Genomic DNA, 17,877 nt, shown 5'->3' with positions numbered 1-17,877 from the left:
AGCATTGAGTGCCAGCCGTGTGGCCCATTTCAGTGGCCAGCGCGTGCTGGCACAGCCGTTACTGAGCGCGACAAAGCGCCAGGCAGTTGTCCAGCATGCGGTTGGAGAAGCCCCACTCGTTGTCGTACCAGGCCAGCACCTTGAGCATGCGCCCGTTGGCCCGCGTGTGATTGGCATCGAAGATAGACGACAGCGGGTTGTGGTTGAAGTCGCACGAGACCAGGGGCAGGGCGTTGTAGCCCAGTACCCGCGAATGCTTGCTGGCCTCCAGGAACAGCTGGTTGACCTGTTCGGCCGTGGCTTCGCGCTTGAGGTTGACGGTGAGGTCCACCAGCGACACGTTGATCACCGGTACCCGCACGGCCATGCCAGTGAGCTTGCCAGCCAGTTCCGGCAATACCAGGCCCACGGCTTCGGCGGCGCCGGTCTTGCTCGGGATCATCGATTGGGTGGCCGAACGGGCGCGATAAGGGTCGCTGTGGTACACGTCGGTCAGCACCTGATCGTTGGTGTAGGCGTGGATGGTGGTCATCAGGCCTTGCTCGATACCGAACTCGCGGTGCAGCACCTGGGCGATGGGCGCCAGGCAGTTGGTGGTGCAGGAAGCGTTGGAGATGACCTGGTGCGAGGCGCGCAGCACGTCGTGGTTGACGCCATACACCACGGTAGCATCAGCGCCCTTGGCTGGCGCGGAGACGATCACCTTGCCAGCCCCGGCGGCGATGTGCGCAGCAGCCTTGTCGCGCTCGGTGAACAGCCCCGTGCATTCGAAGACCACATCGATCGCCAGGGCTTTCCAGGGCAGTTCGGCCGGGTTGCGAATGGCGCTGACCGCGATGCGGTCGCCGTTGACGGTGAGGCTTTCGTGGTCGGCTTCGACGCTGGCCTCGAAGGTACCGTGCACGCTGTCGTACTTGAGCAGGTGGGCGTTCATGGTGCTGTCGCCCAGGTCGTTGATGGCGACGACCTGCATGTCCTGGCGGTAGCCCTGGGTATAGAGTGCGCGCAGGACATTGCGCCCGATGCGGCCGAATCCGTTGATGGCGATGCGAAGGGTCATGGCGATACCTCTGGCAGTCCGAGTCAAACCTGTGGCACAAAGGTGCTTCACTGAAACGGTTTTGTTGTTGGAATTACAAGATTATTCAGTTGCAGATAGAAAACAAGCCTTTTTAGTGGCAGTATTTTGTTTAAACCTACAACGAGCGGTTCGATCGTGAGCCTTCCGAAGCAGTGCGCGCCTGTCCCTTTGAGCCTAGGCGGCAATCGGCAGGGCGCGGTCACTTGGTAAACCGCCCTTACAATTAGCCTGGAGTCCAGTACATGCACCCGCGCATCCTTGAGGTCACCCAACGGCTGGTCGAGCGTAGTCGCGCCACCCGCGAACGCTACCTGCAGCTGATCCGCGGGGCCGCCAGCGAGGGCCCGATGCGTGCCAGCCTGCAATGCGCCAACTTCGCCCATGGCGTGGCCGGTTGCGGCAGCGAGGACAAACAGACCCTGCGCCTGATGAACGCGGCCAACGTGGCCATCGTCTCGGCCTACAACGACATGCTGTCGGCCCATCAGCCCTACCTGCATTTTCCCGAACAGATCAAGCGTGCCTTGCGCGAAGTCGGCTCGGTGGGCCAGTTCGCTGGCGGTGTGCCGGCCATGTGCGATGGCGTCACCCAGGGCGAGCCGGGCATGGAACTGGCCATCGCCAGCCGTGAAGTGATCGCCATGTCCACTGCCGTGGCGTTGTCCCACAACATGTTCGATGCGGCCCTGATGCTGGGCATTTGCGACAAGATCGTGCCAGGCCTGATGATGGGGGCCTTGCGCTTTGGCCACTTGCCCACGGTGTTCGTACCGGGCGGGCCGATGGTCTCGGGTATTTCCAACAAGCAGAAAGCCGATGTGCGCCAGCGTTATGCCGAAGGCAAGGCCAGCCGGGAGGAACTGCTGGAATCGGAAATGCAGTCCTACCACGGCCCTGGCACCTGCACCTTCTACGGCACGGCCAACACCAACCAGCTGGTGATGGAAGTGATGGGGCTGCACCTGCCGGGTGCCTCCTTCGTCAACCCCTACACGCCGCTGCGCGACGCACTGACCGCCGAGGCTGCACAACAGGTCACGCGCATGACGAAGGCCAGCGGCACCTTCATGCCCCTGGGCGAGATCGTCGACGAGAAGGCGCTGGTTAACTCGATCGTGGCCCTGCATGCCACAGGCGGCTCCACCAACCATACCCTGCACATTCCGGCCATCGCCCAGGCCGCCGGTATCCAACTGACCTGGCAGGACATGGCCGATCTGTCCGACGTGGTGCCGACCCTGTCCCACGTCTACCCCAACGGCAAGGCCGACATCAACCACTTCCAGGCCGCCGGCGGCATGGCCTTCCTGATCCGCGAGCTGCTCGATGCCGGCTTGCTGCACGAGGACGTCAACACCGTCGCCGGCCGCGGCCTGCGTCGTTATACCCAGGAGCCGTTCCTGGAGGACGGCAAGCTGGTCTGGCGCGAAGGGCCGCAGCAGAGCCTGGACGAAAGCATCCTGCGGCCCGTGGCGCGGCCATTCTCCGCCGAAGGTGGATTGCGGGTGATGGAAGGCAACCTGGGGCGTGGCGTGATGAAAGTCTCCGCCGTGGCACCGGAGCACCGTGTGGTCGAGGCGCCGGCGCGCATCTTCCACGATCAGCAGTCATTGGCCGATGCCTTCAAGGCAGGCGAGCTGGAGCGGGACTTCGTCGCGGTGGTGCGCTTCCAGGGCCCGCGCTGCAACGGCATGCCTGAACTGCACAAACTCACCCCATTCCTTGGCGTGTTGCAGGATCGCGGTTACAAGGTAGCCCTGGTGACCGATGGGCGCATGTCCGGTGCATCGGGCAAGATACCCGCCGCCATTCATGTGTGCCCCGAAGCCTATGATGGCGGCCCGCTGGCACGGCTGCGCGATGGTGATATCGTGCGGGTCGATGGCGCTGAAGGTACGTTGCGGGTGATGGTACCGGCCGACGAGCTGGCCCAGCGTGACCTGGCGACCGCGCCCCAGGGCAATGACCTGGGTTGCGGGCGCGAGCTGTTCGGTTTCATGCGCATGGCGTTCAGCCCGGCAGAGCAGGGCGCCAGCGCCTTTACCTCTGCCCTGGAGAACCTGAAATGAATGACCTGCTGGTTGGCGACATCGGCGGCACCAATGCCCGTTTTGCGTTATGGCGTGACAACCAGCTGCACGAGGTGAAGGTTTTCGCCACCGAGGACTACACAAGCCCCGAACAGGCCATCGAGGCGTATCTAGAAGCCCTGGCCATCCCCCGTGGTGGTATAGCCGCCGCTTGCCTGGCCGTAGCCGGCCCGGTCGATGGCGATGAGTTTCGCTTCACCAACAACCACTGGCGCCTGAGCCGGACCGCCTTTTGCCAGCGGTTACAGATCGGGCACCTGTTGCTGATCAATGACTTCACCGCAATGGCCCTTGGCATGACCCGCCTGCGCGAAGGTGAGTTTCGGGAAGTATGCCCAGGGCAGGCCGATCCGCTGCGCCCGGCGCTGGTCATCGGCCCGGGTACAGGCCTGGGTGTCGGCTCGCTGTTGCGCCTGGGGGGCAAGCACTGGCATGCCTTGCCAGGCGAGGGCGGGCACGTCGATCTGCCCGTGGGCAATGCCCGGGAGGCGGCGATCCATCAGTACATCCATGGCCAGATCGGCCATGTCAGTGCCGAGACGGTGCTCAGCGGCGGCGGGCTCGTGCGCCTGTATCAGGCCATCTGCGCCCTGGATGGCGAGACCCCGCGGCACACCTCACCGGCGCAGATCACCGATGCAGCCCTGGGCGGCGAGCCGCGGGCGCGAGCGGTTATCGAGCAGTTCTGCCGGTTCCTGGGGCGGGTGGCGGGCAACAACGTGCTTACCCTGGGCGCGCGCGGTGGGGTATATATCGTCGGCGGCGTGATCCCGCGTTTTGCCGAGCTGTTCCTGCGCAGCGGTTTCACCGCCAGCTTCGGCGACAAAGGCTGCATGAGCGGTTACTTCGAAGGCGTGCCCGTGTGGCTGGTGACGGCCGAGTTTTCCGGGCTGCTGGGCGCTGGTGTGGCCTTGCAGCAAGCCTTGGATCAAGGCTAACCGCACGGGTACCCCTGCAAGGCGACACAGATCAGCGGGCAACAAGACCCGCCAGCACAAAAGGACATACCCTTGAGCACTGCCGGCAAATCCATCCTGATGGTTGACGACGATCAGGAAATTCGCGAATTGTTGCAAACCTACCTCAGCCGTTCGGGCTTTCAGGTCAATGCCCAGGCCGATGGCGCCGGGTTTCGTCATGCCCTTGACACCACAGCGTGTGACCTGGTGATCCTGGACGTCATGCTGCCGGACGAGGACGGTTTCAGCCTGTGCCGCTGGGTACGCCAGCACCCGCGCCAGGCGAGGGTACCCATCATCATGTTGACGGCAAGCTCGGACGAGACCGATCGGGTCATCGGGCTTGAGCTTGGCGCCGATGACTACCTGGGCAAGCCGTTCAGCCCGCGCGAGTTGCAGGCCCGCATCAAAGCCTTGCTACGCCGCGCCGAGTTCGGGCAGGCAGCGCCGGGCGGGGCGGTGCTGGCATTCGACGACTGGCGGCTCGACACGGTCAGCCATCGCCTGTTCCACCGCGATGGAGAGGAGGTGATTCTTTCGGGTGCGGACTTTGCGCTGCTCAAGCTATTCTTGGACCACCCCCAGCAGATTCTCGACCGCGATACCATCGGCAACGCCACCCGAGGGCGAGAGCCGATGCCACTGGACCGCATCGTGGACATGGCCGTCAGCCGTCTGCGCCAGCGCTTGCGCGACACCGAAAAGCCACCCCGGCTGATCCGCACCGTGCGCGGCAGCGGCTACCTGCTGGCGACCCATGTCTGCACTGCACCCTGAGCGGCGCTGGCGCCTGCTGCCACGCTCGCTGCTGGGGCGCATGCTGCTGCTGACCTTGCTGGTGGTTCTGCTGGCGCAAGGATTGTCGAGCATCATCTGGGTGGCCCAGCTGCGCGCCAGCCAGTTGCAAGGGCTGCGTGCCAGTGCCAGCAGCCTGGCCCACTCCATGAGCGCCAGCGTCAGTTACTTTCGTTCACTGCCCGTGGCTTACCGGCCGATGGTGCTCGACCAGTTGCGCAGCATGGGGGGCACGCGGTTTTTTGTTTCGCTGAACGCCAAGCCGTTGGATATGCAGGTACTGCCTGTCACGCCGCGCAAGCAGGCCGTGGTGGAGGTGTTCCAGCAGGTGCTGCATGAGCGTCTCGGGCCGCAGATGGACATCTCCGTCGAATTCGTCGACCCCGATGAACTGCGCATCTTCAACAGTGGGCTCAAGCTCGACGAGTTGCCAAGGTCATGGGCGCATTACTCACTCACCCTCGAACCGCTCAACCCGCCGGTGCTGGTCACCCAGATTCGTCTGGCCGAAGGCGAATGGCTGTACATCGCCTCGTTGTTGCCCGAGCCCTACACCAGCCTGGAAGCCGAGCGTCTGCCGCGTCAGCAGATCGGCTTCATCGTCCTGACCACGGCGTTGTTGTTGCTGTTCATCGGGCTGCTGGTGCATTGGCAAAGCTGGCCGCTCAAGCGCCTGGCCCGTGCAGCGCGCGAGCTGTCACTGGGCGCCGATGTAGCGCCAGTGGCCGAAGGCGGCGGCAGCGAGGTGGTGGAGGTGGGCCGGGCCTTCAACAGCATGCGCGAACGCATCAGCCGTTACCTCACCGAGCGTAGCCAACTGTTCAGCGCCATCTCCCATGATCTGCGCACGCCCATCACCCGGCTTCGCCTGCGTGTCGAGCTGCTTGAAGACGAACACCTGCAAGCCAAGTTCAGCCAGGACCTGGACGAACTGGAGCTGCTGGTAAAGGGCGCGCTGCAATGCGTGAAGGACACCGACATTCACGAGAACATCGAGCCGGTGGACCTCAATCAGGTCCTCGAACTGCTGGCTGAGCCGTACCTGCGAGACGGTCGAATCACCCTCGAAGGGCATGCCCTGGCGCCGTATCCCGGCAAGCCGCTGGCATTGCGGCGCTGCATCGGCAACCTGATCGACAACGCCATCAAGTACGGCGAGCGGGCGCGGCTGCGCATCATCGACGGTGCGGCAGGCTTCGTGCTGCAGGTCGATGATCAAGGGCCGGGGGTGCCGCAACAGCAGATGGAGCAGGTGTTCGAGCCCCATGTGCGGCTGGCTGGTCATCAGCAAGGCTACGGGCTGGGGTTGGGCATTGCCCGCAATATCGCCCACAGCCACGGCGGCGAGGTCAGCCTGCTCAACCTGCGCGAAGGCGGCTTGCGGGTGACCTTGTACCTGCCACGGGGCGTGGATTGACGCACCTGCACGCGTTGAACGTGCAGCTGCGCGCAGATGGTCGAACGTCACAGGCACGTGACAATCATACCCGCGTTCGTGACATCCCCCGTGGCCTGGCTGGCTAGAATCGCCACACGACTGGCAAGGACCTCGCTGGCGATGAACAATGATCTTTCTTCACAGGTGTCCTGGCTCCAAGCGCCTGGGCACACTGCATGGCGCCTGGCCGAGGGGCAGCGGTTACTGGCCTTCGCCAGGGCTGCAAAGCTGGCAGAAGGGTTTGGTGACCTGGATGCGGCAGGCAGGCTTGCCGATGATGCAAGCGCCCAGACCCTGACCACTGCCCGGATGACCCACTGTTTCGCCCTGGCTCACCTTCAGGGCATACCGGGTTGTCTGGGGCTGGCTGCCCACGGTGTGACTGCCCTGCGTGGCCCCCTGAGGGATGCGCGCTACGGCGGCTGGTTTGCCCAGGCGGGCGGCTGCGAGGGAAGCGGCAAGGCAGCGTATCTGCATGCTTTCGTCGCCTTGGCGGCCAGCTCCGCCGTCGTGGCGGGCGTCGAGGGCGCCGAGGCATTGCTGACCGACGCCATCGGCGTCATCGAGCGGCATTTCTGGAGCGAAGAGGAAGGTGCGCTTCGCGAAGCCTATGATCGCGTCTGGCAGACGCCTGAGCCCTACCGCGGCGCCAACAGCAACATGCACGCGACCGAGGCGTTCCTGGCCCTGGCCGATGTAACCGGCAACCCTGTGTGGCTGCAACGCGCCCTGCGCATTGCCGAGCGCATCATCCATACCCACGCCGCTGCCAACGGCTATCGAGTGGTGGAACACTTCGACGTCGCCTGGCAGCCGCTCAAGGATTACAACCAAGCACACCCGGCCGACCACTTTCGCCCCTATGGCACGACGCCAGGGCATGCCTTCGAGTGGGCGAGGCTTTTGCTTCACCTGGAGGCCAGCCTGGCCCGCTGCGGGCACGCGCCCCCGCCCTGGCTGGTCGACAGTGCCCGCACCCTGTTCGACACCGCCTGCGAACAGGCGTGGGGCGTTGATGGCCAGCCTGGCCTCGTCTACACCCTTGGCTGGGATGACCGGCCGCGGGTTCGCGCGCGGCTGCACTGGGTTCACGCTGAAGCCTGCGCATGCGCAGCGGCCCTGTTGCAGCGCACGGGGCAGGCGCGCTTCGAGCAGTGGTACCGGCGCTGCTGGGACTTCATATCCGAGCATTTCATCGACCTTGCAGGCGGCAGCTGGCACCACGAACTCGATGTCGACAACCGTCCAGCCGGCACGATCTGGCCCGGCAAGCCCGACCTGTACCATGCCTACCAGGCCCTGGTGCTACCCGGCCTGCCCTTGGCACGCAGCCTGGCGACCGGTGTGGCCTTGAATGTAACCAAACGATGACATTCGCGCATCGCTTCGTTACCTGGCGGTGCGCGCACGCTGTTTAGACTCCATGCAACGCAAGCGCACGACTTGCACGGCATAACAACAATAAGGTGTAGAAATGACTTCCTACCTTCGTCTCGCTGCCGCGATCTCCCTGGCTTCCCTGTTCCCCCTGACTGCGCACGCTGCCGATGCCAAGGGCACCGTCGAAGTGGTGCACTGGTGGACGTCCGGTGGTGAAAAAGCGGCCGTCGATGTGCTCAAGGCCCAGGTCGAGAAAGACGGTTTCACCTGGAAGGACGGGGCCGTGGCCGGCGGTGGCGGCGCTACCGCCATGACCGTGCTCAAAAGCCGAGCGGTGGCTGGCAATCCGCCAGGCGTCGCACAGATCAAAGGCCCCGATATCCAGGACTGGGCCGCGACCGGCCTGCTCGACAGCGACGTGCTCAAGGAGGTGGCCAAGCAGGAAAAGTGGGATGCACTGCTGGATAAGAAAGTCGCCGACACCGTGAAGTACGACGGCGACTATGTAGCCGTTCCCGTCAACATCCACCGTACCAACTGGCTGTGGATCAACCCGGAAGCCTTCAAGAAGGCCGGGATCGACAAGGCGCCCGCCACCCTCGATGAGTTCTATGCCGCTGCCGACAAGCTCAAGGCCGCAGGCATCATCCCGCTCGCCCACGGTGGCCAGCCGTGGCAGGACAGCACGGTCTTTGAAAGCGTCGTGCTGTCGGTGATGGGTGTCGACGGTTACAAGAAAGCCCTGGTCGACCTGGACAACGACGCCCTGACCGGCCCCAACATGATCAGGGCCCTGACCGAACTCAAGCGAGTCGCCACGTACATGGACCCTGATGGCAAAGGCCAGGACTGGAACCTGGAAGCTGCCAAGGTCATCAACGGCAAGGCCGGCATGCAGATCATGGGCGACTGGGCCAAGAGCGAATGGACCTTGGCCAAGAAAACCGCCGGCAAGGACTACCAGTGCGTGCCGTTCCCCGGCACCGAGAAGGCCTTCCTGTACAACATCGATTCGCTGGTGGTGTTCAAGCAGAGCAATGAGGGCACTGCTGCCGGCCAGCAGGATATCGCCCGCAAGGTGCTGGGTGAGGAGTTCCAGAAGGTGTTCAGCACCAATAAGGGCTCGATCCCGGTGCGCAACGACATGCTCGCCGACATGGGCAAGTATGGGTTCGATGCGTGTGCCCAGACCTCGGCCAAGGACTTCCTCGCCGACGCCAAGACCGGCGGCCTGCAACCGAGCATGGCGCACAACATGGCCACGACGCTGGCCGTGCAGGGCGCTTTCTTCGATGTGGTGACCAACTACATCAACGACCCCAAGGCCGATCCGGCTGACGCTGCGAAGAAGCTGGCAGCCGCCATCCGAGCAGCCAAGTAGCCCACGGGCGGGCTAGTGCGGCTCGGTGCCGGGCGTGCCTGACGGGGTGCTGCGCCATCGGGCCCGACGTGAAAAGCAGGCTGCGGGGCCCTCCAAACGTTGGCTGCGTCACTCTCCCGCTGCCACCGACACGGCACCACGCAGCGCCCGAGGCGACCTTCAAACCTGAGCAAGACAGTCGCTGCCGCGCCATGCGCAGCAGCGCCTTCGAGGTGAACCATGACCACTACCACCGCCCGTCTGCGGGCCTCTCCCATGGATGCGCTACAGCGTTGGCTGCCCAAGCTGGTGCTGGCGCCGAGCATGTTCATCGTGTTGGTGGGCTTCTACGGCTACATCCTCTGGACCTTTGTGCTGTCCTTCACCACGTCCACGTTCCTGCCCACCTACAAATGGGCGGGGCTGGCGCAGTACATGCGTTTGTTCGACAACGACCGCTGGTGGGTGGCGAGCAAGAACCTGCTGGTGTTCGGCGGGCTGTTCATCACCATCAGCCTGGCGATCGGCGTGTTGCTGGCGGTGCTGCTGGACCAGCGCATTCGTCGCGAGGGGTTCATCCGCACCATCTACCTGTATCCCATGGCCCTGTCGATGATCGTGACCGGCACGGCCTGGAAGTGGCTGCTCAACCCAGGCATGGGGCTGGACAAACTGCTGCGTGACTGGGGCTGGGAGGGCTTTCGCCTGGACTGGCTGCTGGACCCGGACCGGGTGGTGTACTGCCTGGTGATCGCGGCGGTGTGGCAAGCATCGGGGTTCATCATGGCGATGTTCCTCGCCGGCCTGCGGGGCGTCGATCCATCGATCATCCGTGCCGCCCAGATCGACGGTGCCAGCCTGCCGCGCATCTACTGGCGCGTGGTGCTGCCCAGCTTGCGCCCGGTGTTCTTCAGCTCGGTGATGATCCTTTCGCACATTGCCATCAAGAGCTTCGACCTGGTCGCCGCGATGACGGCAGGCGGGCCTGGTTACTCCTCCGACCTGCCGGCGATGTTCATGTATGCCTTCACCTTCAGCCGGGGGCAAATGGGCATGGGCTCGGCCAGTGCCATCCTCATGCTGGGGGCGATCCTGGCCATCCTGGTGCCTTACCTGTATTCGGAGCTGCGGAGCAAACGCCATGCATAGCCCTGTCGACAAACCCGCGCTCAGCCCCAGCCGGCTTGCCATTCATGCCGTGCTGCTGATCGCCGTGGTGCTGTACTTGGTGCCACTGGTAGTCATGCTGCTGACCAGCTTCAAGACCCCCGAGGACATCAGTACCGGCAACCTGCTCAGCTGGCCGACAGCGATCACCGCCATTGGCTGGGTCAAGGCCTGGGGCACCGTCAGCGGCTACTTCTGGAACTCGATTCTGATCACTGTGCCTGCGGTGCTGATTTCTACCACCATTGGCGCGCTCAATGGCTACGTGCTGTCGATGTGGCGCTTCCGTGGCTCGCAGCTGTTCTTCGGTCTGCTGTTGTTCGGCTGCTTCCTGCCTTTCCAGACGGTGCTGCTGCCGGCCTCGTTCACCCTGGGCAAGCTGGGGCTGGCCAGTACCACCACTGGCCTGGTGCTGGTGCATGTGGTCTACGGCCTGGCCTTCACCACACTTTTCTTTCGCAACTTCTACGTCAGCATCCCCGATGCCCTGGTCAAGGCCGCACGGCTTGACGGGGCAGGGTTCTTCACCATCTTCCGGCGCATCATCCTGCCGATGTCCACGCCGATCATCATGGTCTGCCTGATCTGGCAGTTCACCCAGATCTGGAACGACTTCCTGTTTGGCGTGGTGTTCTCCAGTGGCGACTCGCAACCGATCACGGTGGCCTTGAACAACCTGGTCAATACCAGCACCGGGGCCAAGGAATACAACGTCGACATGGCCGCTGCGATGATCGCTGGCCTGCCGACCCTGCTGGTGTACGTAGTGGCAGGCAAATATTTCGTGCGCGGGCTCACAGCCGGCGCGGTAAAGGGGTAAGTCATGGCAACGCTCGAACTTCGCAACGTGAACAAAACCTACGGTGCCGGGCTGCCGGATACCCTCAAGGACATCCAGCTGTCGATCAAGGACGGTGAGTTCCTGATCCTGGTCGGCCCTTCGGGCTGCGGCAAATCGACATTGATGAACTGCATCGCCGGCCTCGAGCAGATCACCGGCGGCGCTATTCTGATCGACCAGCAGGACGTCAGCGGCATGAGCCCCAAGGACCGTGACATCGCCATGGTGTTCCAGTCCTATGCGCTGTACCCGACCATGACCGTGCGCGAGAACATCGAATTTGGCCTGAAAATCCGCAAGATGCCCCAGGCCGCCATCGACGAGGAGGTGGCGCGGGTGGCCAAGCTGCTGCAGATCGAGCACCTGCTGGCGCGCAAGCCGGCGCAGCTGTCTGGCGGTCAGCAGCAGCGCGTGGCCATGGGCAGGGCGCTCGCGCGCCGACCGAAGATCTACCTGTTCGATGAACCCTTGTCCAACCTCGACGCCAAACTGCGGGTCGAGATGCGGACCGAAATGAAACTGATGCACCAGCGCCTGAAAACCACCACTGTCTACGTCACCCATGACCAGATCGAGGCCATGACCCTGGGTGACAAGGTGGCGGTCATGAAGGACGGCATCATCCAGCAGTTCGGTACGCCACAGCAGATCTACAACGACCCGGCCAACCAGTTCGTCGCAAGCTTCATTGGCTCGCCGCCCATGAACTTCGTGCCGGCGCGGCTAGTGGCCCAGGGCGGTCAGCTGCATGCCGTGCTCGACAGTGGCCAGGCACGCTGCGAGCTGCCCCTGCCCGGCGCCGACCTGGGTCTGGAAGGGCGCGAAATCGTCCTGGGCATTCGACCCGAGCAGATTGCCCTGGGCGCGGGAGGCGGCAGCGGCGGGCCAAGCATTCGCGCGCAGGTACAGGTCACCGAGCCCACTGGTCCGGACATGCTGGTGTTCGTGACCCTCAACCAGACCAAAGTGTGCTGCCGACTGGCCCCTGACGTGGCCTGCCAGGTGGGCGACACCCTGGCCCTGCAATTGGACCCGGCACGGGTGCTGCTGTTCGATGCCCAGAGCGGCGAGCGCCTGCAGGCAAACCGTATCGCCACCACCGTCAAGGACAACATGGCCGCCCTCGGTGGCCGTTGAACCGTCTACACCATCAATAAGAAAAAGAGGACGCAACGCAATGGAACAGCGCAATCGTACTACCACCTGGGGCTCACTGGCGTTGCTTGCGCCGCTGGCGATGGCCGCCAGCAGTGGCCTACAGGCTGCCGAAGCTTTCTCCAGCGAGTCGAAATGGATGACCGGTGACTGGGGCGGTACCCGCACCGAGCTGCTGGAAAAAGGCTACGACTTCACCGTCGATTATGTCGGCGAAGTGGCCGGCAACCTTCATGGTGGCTACAACCACGACAAGACCGCCCGCTACAGCGACCAGTTCGCCCTGGGCGCGCACCTGGACCTGCAGAAGATCTTCGGCTGGCACGATGCCGAATTCAAGCTGGCCATCACCGAGCGAAGCGGTCGCAACCTGTCCAACGACCGCATCAGCGACCCACGCGCCGGGCAGTTCAGTTCGGTGCAAGAAGTGTGGGGGCGTGGCCAGACCTGGCGCCTGACCCAGATGTGGTTCAAGCAGAAGTATTTCGACGGCGCGCTGGACGTGAAATTCGGCCGCTTCGGGCCAGGCGAGGACTTCAACAGTTTCCCCTGTGACTTCCAGAACCTGGCGTTCTGCGGCTCGCAAGTAGGTAACTGGGTGGGTGGCATCTGGTACAACTGGCCCGTCAGCCAGTGGGCAACGCGGGTCAAGTACAACGTCACCCCCGAATTCTATGTACAAGTCGGTGCCTATGAGCAGAACCCGTCCAACCTGGAAACCGGCAATGGCTTCAAGCTGAGCGGCAGCGGCACCAAGGGCGCGATCCTGCCGGTGGAAATGGTCTGGACGCCGAAGCTCAATGGCCTGCCGGGCGAATACCGCCTGGGCTACTACTACAGCACCGCCGATGCCGAGGATGTATACAAGGACGTCAACGGCAACGCCCAGGGGCTCAGTGGTTCGGGCTTCAAATCCCACTCCAGCAAGCATGGCTGGTGGGTGGTGGCGCAACAGCAGGTCACGGCCCAGGCAGGCGACGTCAACCGCGGGCTGAGCCTGTTCGCCAACTTCACGGTGCACGACAAGGCCACCAACGTAGTGGACAACTACCAGCAGGTGGGCATGGTCTACAAAGGTGCCTTCGACGCCCGGCCAAAGGATGACATCGGTTTCGGCATCGCCCGCATCCATGTCAATGACGATGTGCGCAAGCGTGCGCGCCAACTCAACGACATGAGCGGGATCAACGACTACGACAACCCAGGCTTCGTCCCGCTGCAACGTACTGAGTACAACGCCGAGCTGTACTATGGTTTCCACGTCACCAATTGGCTGACCGTGCGGCCGAACCTTCAGTACATCAAGAGCCCCGGCGGCGTGGATGAAGTGGACAATGCCCTGGTGGCGGGCTTGAAGATTCAGTCGTCTTTCTAAGCCCATTTGTTGTAAATTTACGCCAATCCCGTTTGGCGCCCGGCAACCACTGACCTGCAGTGGTTGCCGTGGACAGGCCAAGACAGCGCTATCTCAAACAACAAGAGCCCTGCACCATGCCTGAGCATCCGCTCCATCGCTTCTTCGCCGCACGGCGGCCCCGGCCGACGTTCGAATGGGAGCGCTACCAGCAGCGCGATGTGCTGATCATCGATCACCCCCTGTGCCAGGCGGCGTTCAGTCGCCAGGGCGCGCAGTTGCTGCATTTCCAACCCACAGGTGAGCGGCCCTGGCTGTGGTGCGCCGAACAATGGCCACAGGTGGGCGCCATTCGCGGCGGCGTGCCGGTCTGCTGGCCCTGGTACGGGCGCCATCCCAGCGAAGACCTGTGGCCTGCCCATGGTTGGGCCCGCCTGCTGGACTGGAAGCTGATGGACAGCCATGAAGACGCGCAGGGCGTGGTGCTCAAGTGGCGCCTGGAACTGTGCGACTGGCAGGTCGACCTGGAGGCGCGGCTCGGCAGCCGCATGGAGTTGAGCCTGAGCACCGAGCACCAGGACAGCGAACCGTGCCAGTTGAGTCACGCCTTGTTGGCCTACTGGCGCATCAGTGACGTCTCGGAGGTAGCGCTGTCTGGCCTTGAAGACATCGAGGGGTACGACCACCTCAACCGTCAGGCATGCCGCCAGGAAGGGGCGCTCAAGCCCAAGGGCGGCTGTCAGCGGGTCTATTCAGGCATTCCCGGTGTGCAACTGCATGATCCGGCCTGGCAGCGCCAACTATGTATCGACACCGGCGACAGCGACGACACGGTCGTGTGGCACCCCGGCAGCCGACCGCTACTGGGGGTTACCGGGCGCGAATGCCAGCGTTTCGTGTGTGTGGAGGCCGCCAGCGGCAGCGACGACGGCCTGAGCCTGGCACCGGGGCAGCGCGCGCATCTGAGTCTGCAGGCGCACCGGCTCAGCTGAGTTCGTCGTCCTCGATGGGGTAGCGACTGGCGTTGAGGCTTTCCTTGATCTTGCGCAGGTGTGGCTGGAAATCCACACCCCGGCGCAGGGTCATGCCGGTCGCCAGCACATCGAGCACGGTCAGCTGGATGATGCGCGAGGTCATCGGCATGTAGATATCGGTGTCTTCGGGCAGAGGAATGTGCAGGCTAAGGCTGCAGGCGTTGGCCAGCGGCGACCCGGCCGCTGTCAGACCCAGCACCGAGGCGCCGTTTTCCCTGGCCAGGCGAGCCACTTCCACCAGCTCGCGTGTACGCCCGGTGTAGGAAATGATCACGAACAGGTCGCCGGTATGGGCCACCGACGCCAGCATGCGTTGCATCAGTACGTCGGCGTGCGCTGACACGGCCAGGTTGAAGCGGAAGAACTTGTGCTGGGCATCCAGCGCTACCGGTGCAGAGGCGCCCAGGCCAAAGAAATGAATCTGGCGGGCCTGGATCATCATGTCGACCGCGCGGCTGACCTGCTGGGGGTCGAGCTGCTGGCAGGCACTGTCGAGCGAGGCGATGGCGCTGGCGAAGATCTTCTGGGTGTAGGCCGCCGGATCGTCGTCGGCCTCCACCGCGCGGCTCACGTAGGCCGCGCCGCTGGCCAGGCTCTGCGCCAGTTGCAGTTTCAGCTCTGGGTAACCGCTCACGCCGAAGGAGCGGCAGAAGCGGTTGACGGTCGGTTCGCTGACCTTGGCCGCCTGGGCCAGCGCCGCGATGCTGAAGCGTGTGGCTTGTTGCGGGTTGAGCAGGATGACTTCGGCGACTTTGCGTTCGGCCTTGTTCAGCTCGTCGAGGCGTCCCTGGATTTGTTCCAGGAGGTTTCTCACGCGGTCCATGGGGTGTCCTTGGGTCGGGAAGGCAGTCGGCTGAGGGAGCAGCAGGCCTGTTTACAGGGTCGTCTATCGTACTGGCGGCGCCGGTTGCGCACCACTTGTCTGTCATACATCCGACTAATGTTATGGTTTTTACTACATTTGTCCTTGAAAACCCTAACTGAAAACGGTATTTCTAAATCAACTTTAGGAAAGAACCAACATCATGGCTGCAATCAGTGTCGAACCTTGCACATTTGCCCTGTTTGGCGCCCTGGGCGACCTGGCCTTGCGCAAGCTGTTCCCTGCGCTCTACCAGCTCGACCGCGCCGGGCTATTGCACGCACAGACGCGCCTGCTGGCGCTGGCGCGGGAGGCCGGCAGTGCCCAGGAGCACCTGAACAGCATCGAGGCCCATTTGCGTAAGCATGTGCCCGAGGCTGACATCGAGGCCGCGGCCCTCGAGCGCTTCCTGGCAAGGCTCGATTACCAGCATCTGGATTTTCTGCAGCCAGAAGGCTACCAGGCACTGGCCGCGCAAGTGCCCGACGGGCACCCCCTGATCGCCTATTTCGCCACGGCCGCCGCCGTGTATGGTGCCATCAGCGAAAACCTCGACAAGGTGGGCCTGAGCGAGCGCACCCGTGTAGTGCTGGAAAAGCCGATCGGTCATGACCTTGAGTCTTCACGCCGGGTCAACGATGCCGTGGCGCGATTCTTTCCCGAAAGCCGCGTCTATCGCATCGACCACTACCTGGGCAAGGAGACGGTGCAGAACCTGATCGCCCTGCGCTTTGCCAACAGCCTGTTCGAAACCCAATGGAACCAGAACTCCATCTCCCACGTGGAAATCACGGTGGCGGAGAAGGTGGGTATCGAGGGTCGCTGGGGCTACTTCGACAAGGCCGGTCAGTTGCGCGACATGATCCAGAACCACCTGTTGCAGTTGCTGTGCCTGATTGCCATGGACCCGCCGAGCGAGCTGTCGGCCGACGCCATCCGCGACGAGAAGGTCAAGGTACTCAAGGCGCTGGCCCCGATCACCGGAGACGGGCTGAGCACGCGGGTGGTGCGCGGGCAGTACATTGCCGGCTACAGCGATGGCAAGCCGGTTCCGGGTTACCTTGAAGAAGACAATGCCAATAGCCAGAGCGACACCGAGACCTTCGTCGCCCTGCGCGCCGACATCCGCAACTGGCGCTGGTCGGGTGTGCCTTTCTACTTGCGCACCGGCAAGCGCATGCCGCAAAAGCTGTCGCAGATCGTCATTCACTTCAAGGAAACGCCGCATTACATCTTTGCCCCGGAACAGCGTCTGCAAGTGGGCAACAAGCTGATCATTCGCCTGCAGCCGGACGAAGGTATCTCCTTGCGCGTGATGACCAAGGAGCAAGGCCTGGACAAGGGCATGCAACTGCGCAGTGGCCCGCTGCAACTGAATTTTTCCGACGCCTGGCGTAGCGCGCGGATTCCGGATGCCTATGAACGCTTGCTGCTCGAAGTGATGCGGGGCAACCAGAACCTGTTCGTGCGCAAGGACGAAATCGAGTACGCCTGGAAGTGGTGTGACCAGCTGATTGCCGGTTGGCGCAACACGGGCGACGCCCCCAAGCCCTATGCTGCGGGCAGCTGGGGGCCAATGAGCTCGATTGCATTGATCACCCGCGATGGGAGGGCCTGGTATGGCGACATCTGAAGCATTGTCCGAATTGCAGTTTCCGGCGAGCACCGAGGTGCATCAACTGCCCGATGCCAGCACGTTGGCTGGCACATTGGCCAAGGATGTGAGTGAGCGCCTGCGTGCAGCCATCGACGATAAAGGCCAGGCCTGCGTCGTGCTGTCCGGTGGGCGCAGCCCGGTGCCTTTTCTCGAGCAACTGGCCAAGCAGGACCTGGACTGGAACAAGGTGACGGTCAGTCTTGCCGATGAGCGCTGGGTGCCGGTGGAGCACGCCGACAGCAATGCCGGTCTGTTGGCTCAGCATCTGCTCAAAGGGCAGGCCGCCAAGGCGCGTTTCATCGGGTTGTACCAGCAGGCGCCTTCGCTGAAAGAGGCCGCCGAAGAAGCTGACCGCGCCCTGGCCGATCTGCCGCCCATCGACGTGCTGGTACTGGGCATGGGTGACGATGGCCACACGGCCTCACTGTTCCCAGCCAGTCCTAACCTGGCCGAGGGCCTGGATCCGAACACGCCTCGCCGTTGCCTACCGCTAATGGCGCCAACCGTTCCCCATCAGCGCCTTTCCATGACCCGAGCGCTGCTGGCCACCGCAGGGTTCACCGCATTGTCCGTGCAAGGGCCAGGCAAACTCGCTACTCTGCGCGCCGCGCTGGCGGATGACGACCTCGCCGAAATGCCCATTCGCGCTTTTCTTCACGCACCCCTGGACATCTACTGGTGCCCATGAGCCAAGGATCCACAGT

The 17,877-nt window shown here is 63.4% G+C and carries 15 protein-coding genes; 13 read left to right on the top strand and 2 right to left on the bottom strand.

Annotated elements, in window-relative coordinates; all coding sequences use genetic code 11:
- Window positions 1-58 precede the first annotated feature (58 nt).
- Window positions 59-1,060, bottom strand: coding sequence for a type I glyceraldehyde-3-phosphate dehydrogenase (gene gap, locus B2J77_RS16380; RefSeq protein ID WP_027913781.1), 1,002 nt, complete (start codon window positions 1,058-1,060; stop codon window positions 59-61).
- 263 nt (window positions 1,061-1,323) lie between these two features.
- On the opposite strand from gap, the gene edd reads away from it, so the two are divergent.
- The 11 genes from edd (at window position 1,324) to B2J77_RS16325 (ending at window position 14,612) form a co-directional block, all read left to right on the top strand.
- On the top strand, window positions 1,324-3,150 hold the full coding sequence (gene edd / locus B2J77_RS16375) for a phosphogluconate dehydratase (RefSeq protein ID WP_078479032.1): 1,827 nt from the start codon (window positions 1,324-1,326) through the stop codon (window positions 3,148-3,150).
- Entirely contained in the window at window positions 3,147-4,109 is a 963-nt protein-coding gene (locus B2J77_RS16370) for a glucokinase (protein WP_058637538.1), read from the top strand. Before edd ends, B2J77_RS16370 begins: the two co-directional genes overlap by 4 nt.
- A 72-nt stretch (window positions 4,110-4,181) precedes the next feature.
- On the top strand, window positions 4,182-4,907 hold the full coding sequence (gene gltR, locus B2J77_RS16365) for a two-component system response regulator GltR (protein ID WP_058604449.1): 726 nt from the start codon (window positions 4,182-4,184) through the stop codon (window positions 4,905-4,907).
- Window positions 4,888-6,342 (top strand): ATP-binding protein, encoded by a 1,455-nt coding sequence (locus B2J77_RS16360; RefSeq protein WP_058637539.1) that lies wholly within the window; start codon window positions 4,888-4,890, stop codon window positions 6,340-6,342. Before gltR ends, B2J77_RS16360 begins: the two co-directional genes overlap by 20 nt.
- 141 nt (window positions 6,343-6,483) lie before the next feature.
- Complete coding sequence (locus tag B2J77_RS16355; RefSeq protein WP_078479031.1) at window positions 6,484-7,734, top strand: AGE family epimerase/isomerase; 1,251 nt, start codon at window positions 6,484-6,486, stop codon at window positions 7,732-7,734.
- 103 nt (window positions 7,735-7,837) lie between these two features.
- Window positions 7,838-9,124 (top strand): ABC transporter substrate-binding protein, encoded by a 1,287-nt coding sequence (locus B2J77_RS16350; protein ID WP_078479030.1) that lies wholly within the window; start codon window positions 7,838-7,840, stop codon window positions 9,122-9,124.
- A 219-nt stretch (window positions 9,125-9,343) separates the two neighbouring features.
- Entirely contained in the window at window positions 9,344-10,252 is a 909-nt protein-coding gene (locus B2J77_RS16345; RefSeq protein WP_058604453.1) for a carbohydrate ABC transporter permease, read from the top strand.
- On the top strand, window positions 10,245-11,090 hold the full coding sequence (locus B2J77_RS16340; RefSeq protein WP_023533435.1) for a carbohydrate ABC transporter permease: 846 nt from the start codon (window positions 10,245-10,247) through the stop codon (window positions 11,088-11,090). The genes B2J77_RS16345 and B2J77_RS16340 overlap by 8 nt, the downstream gene beginning before the upstream one ends.
- Before the next feature lie 3 nt (window positions 11,091-11,093).
- Window positions 11,094-12,248 (top strand): ABC transporter ATP-binding protein, encoded by a 1,155-nt coding sequence (locus tag B2J77_RS16335; protein ID WP_058637543.1) that lies wholly within the window; start codon window positions 11,094-11,096, stop codon window positions 12,246-12,248.
- Window positions 12,249-12,348: 100 nt separating this feature from the next.
- A complete protein-coding gene (locus B2J77_RS16330) occupies window positions 12,349-13,641 on the top strand; it encodes a carbohydrate porin (RefSeq protein ID WP_228385197.1) in 1,293 nt (430 codons plus the stop codon).
- A gap of 116 nt (window positions 13,642-13,757) precedes the next feature.
- Window positions 13,758-14,612 carry a D-hexose-6-phosphate mutarotase gene (locus B2J77_RS16325; protein ID WP_058637544.1) on the top strand — a complete coding sequence of 285 codons (855 nt, stop codon included), beginning with the start codon at window positions 13,758-13,760 and terminating at the stop codon, window positions 14,610-14,612.
- On the opposite strand, the gene hexR is transcribed toward B2J77_RS16325, so the two are convergent.
- The gene (hexR, locus tag B2J77_RS16320; protein ID WP_178091267.1) at window positions 14,605-15,468 is read right to left on the bottom strand and encodes a DNA-binding transcriptional regulator HexR; all 864 of its coding nucleotides are present in this window, start codon (window positions 15,466-15,468) and stop codon (window positions 14,605-14,607) included. The two genes, B2J77_RS16325 and hexR, sit on opposite strands and share 8 nt — an antisense overlap.
- 211 nt (window positions 15,469-15,679) lie before the next feature.
- Here hexR and zwf point away from each other — a divergent pair, with 211 nt between their 5' ends.
- Entirely contained in the window at window positions 15,680-17,149 is a 1,470-nt protein-coding gene (gene zwf, locus B2J77_RS16315) for a glucose-6-phosphate dehydrogenase (protein WP_058637545.1), read from the top strand.
- A complete protein-coding gene (gene pgl, locus B2J77_RS16310; protein WP_078479028.1) occupies window positions 17,121-17,861 on the top strand; it encodes a 6-phosphogluconolactonase in 741 nt (246 codons plus the stop codon). The genes zwf and pgl overlap by 29 nt, the downstream gene beginning before the upstream one ends.
- Window positions 17,862-17,877: the final 16 nt, after the last annotated feature.

Source organism: Pseudomonas parafulva (assembly GCF_002021815.1).
Classification (GTDB): Bacteria; Pseudomonadota; Gammaproteobacteria; order Pseudomonadales; family Pseudomonadaceae; genus Aquipseudomonas; species Aquipseudomonas parafulva_B.
This window is presented reverse-complemented; position numbering and strand designations above follow the sequence as displayed.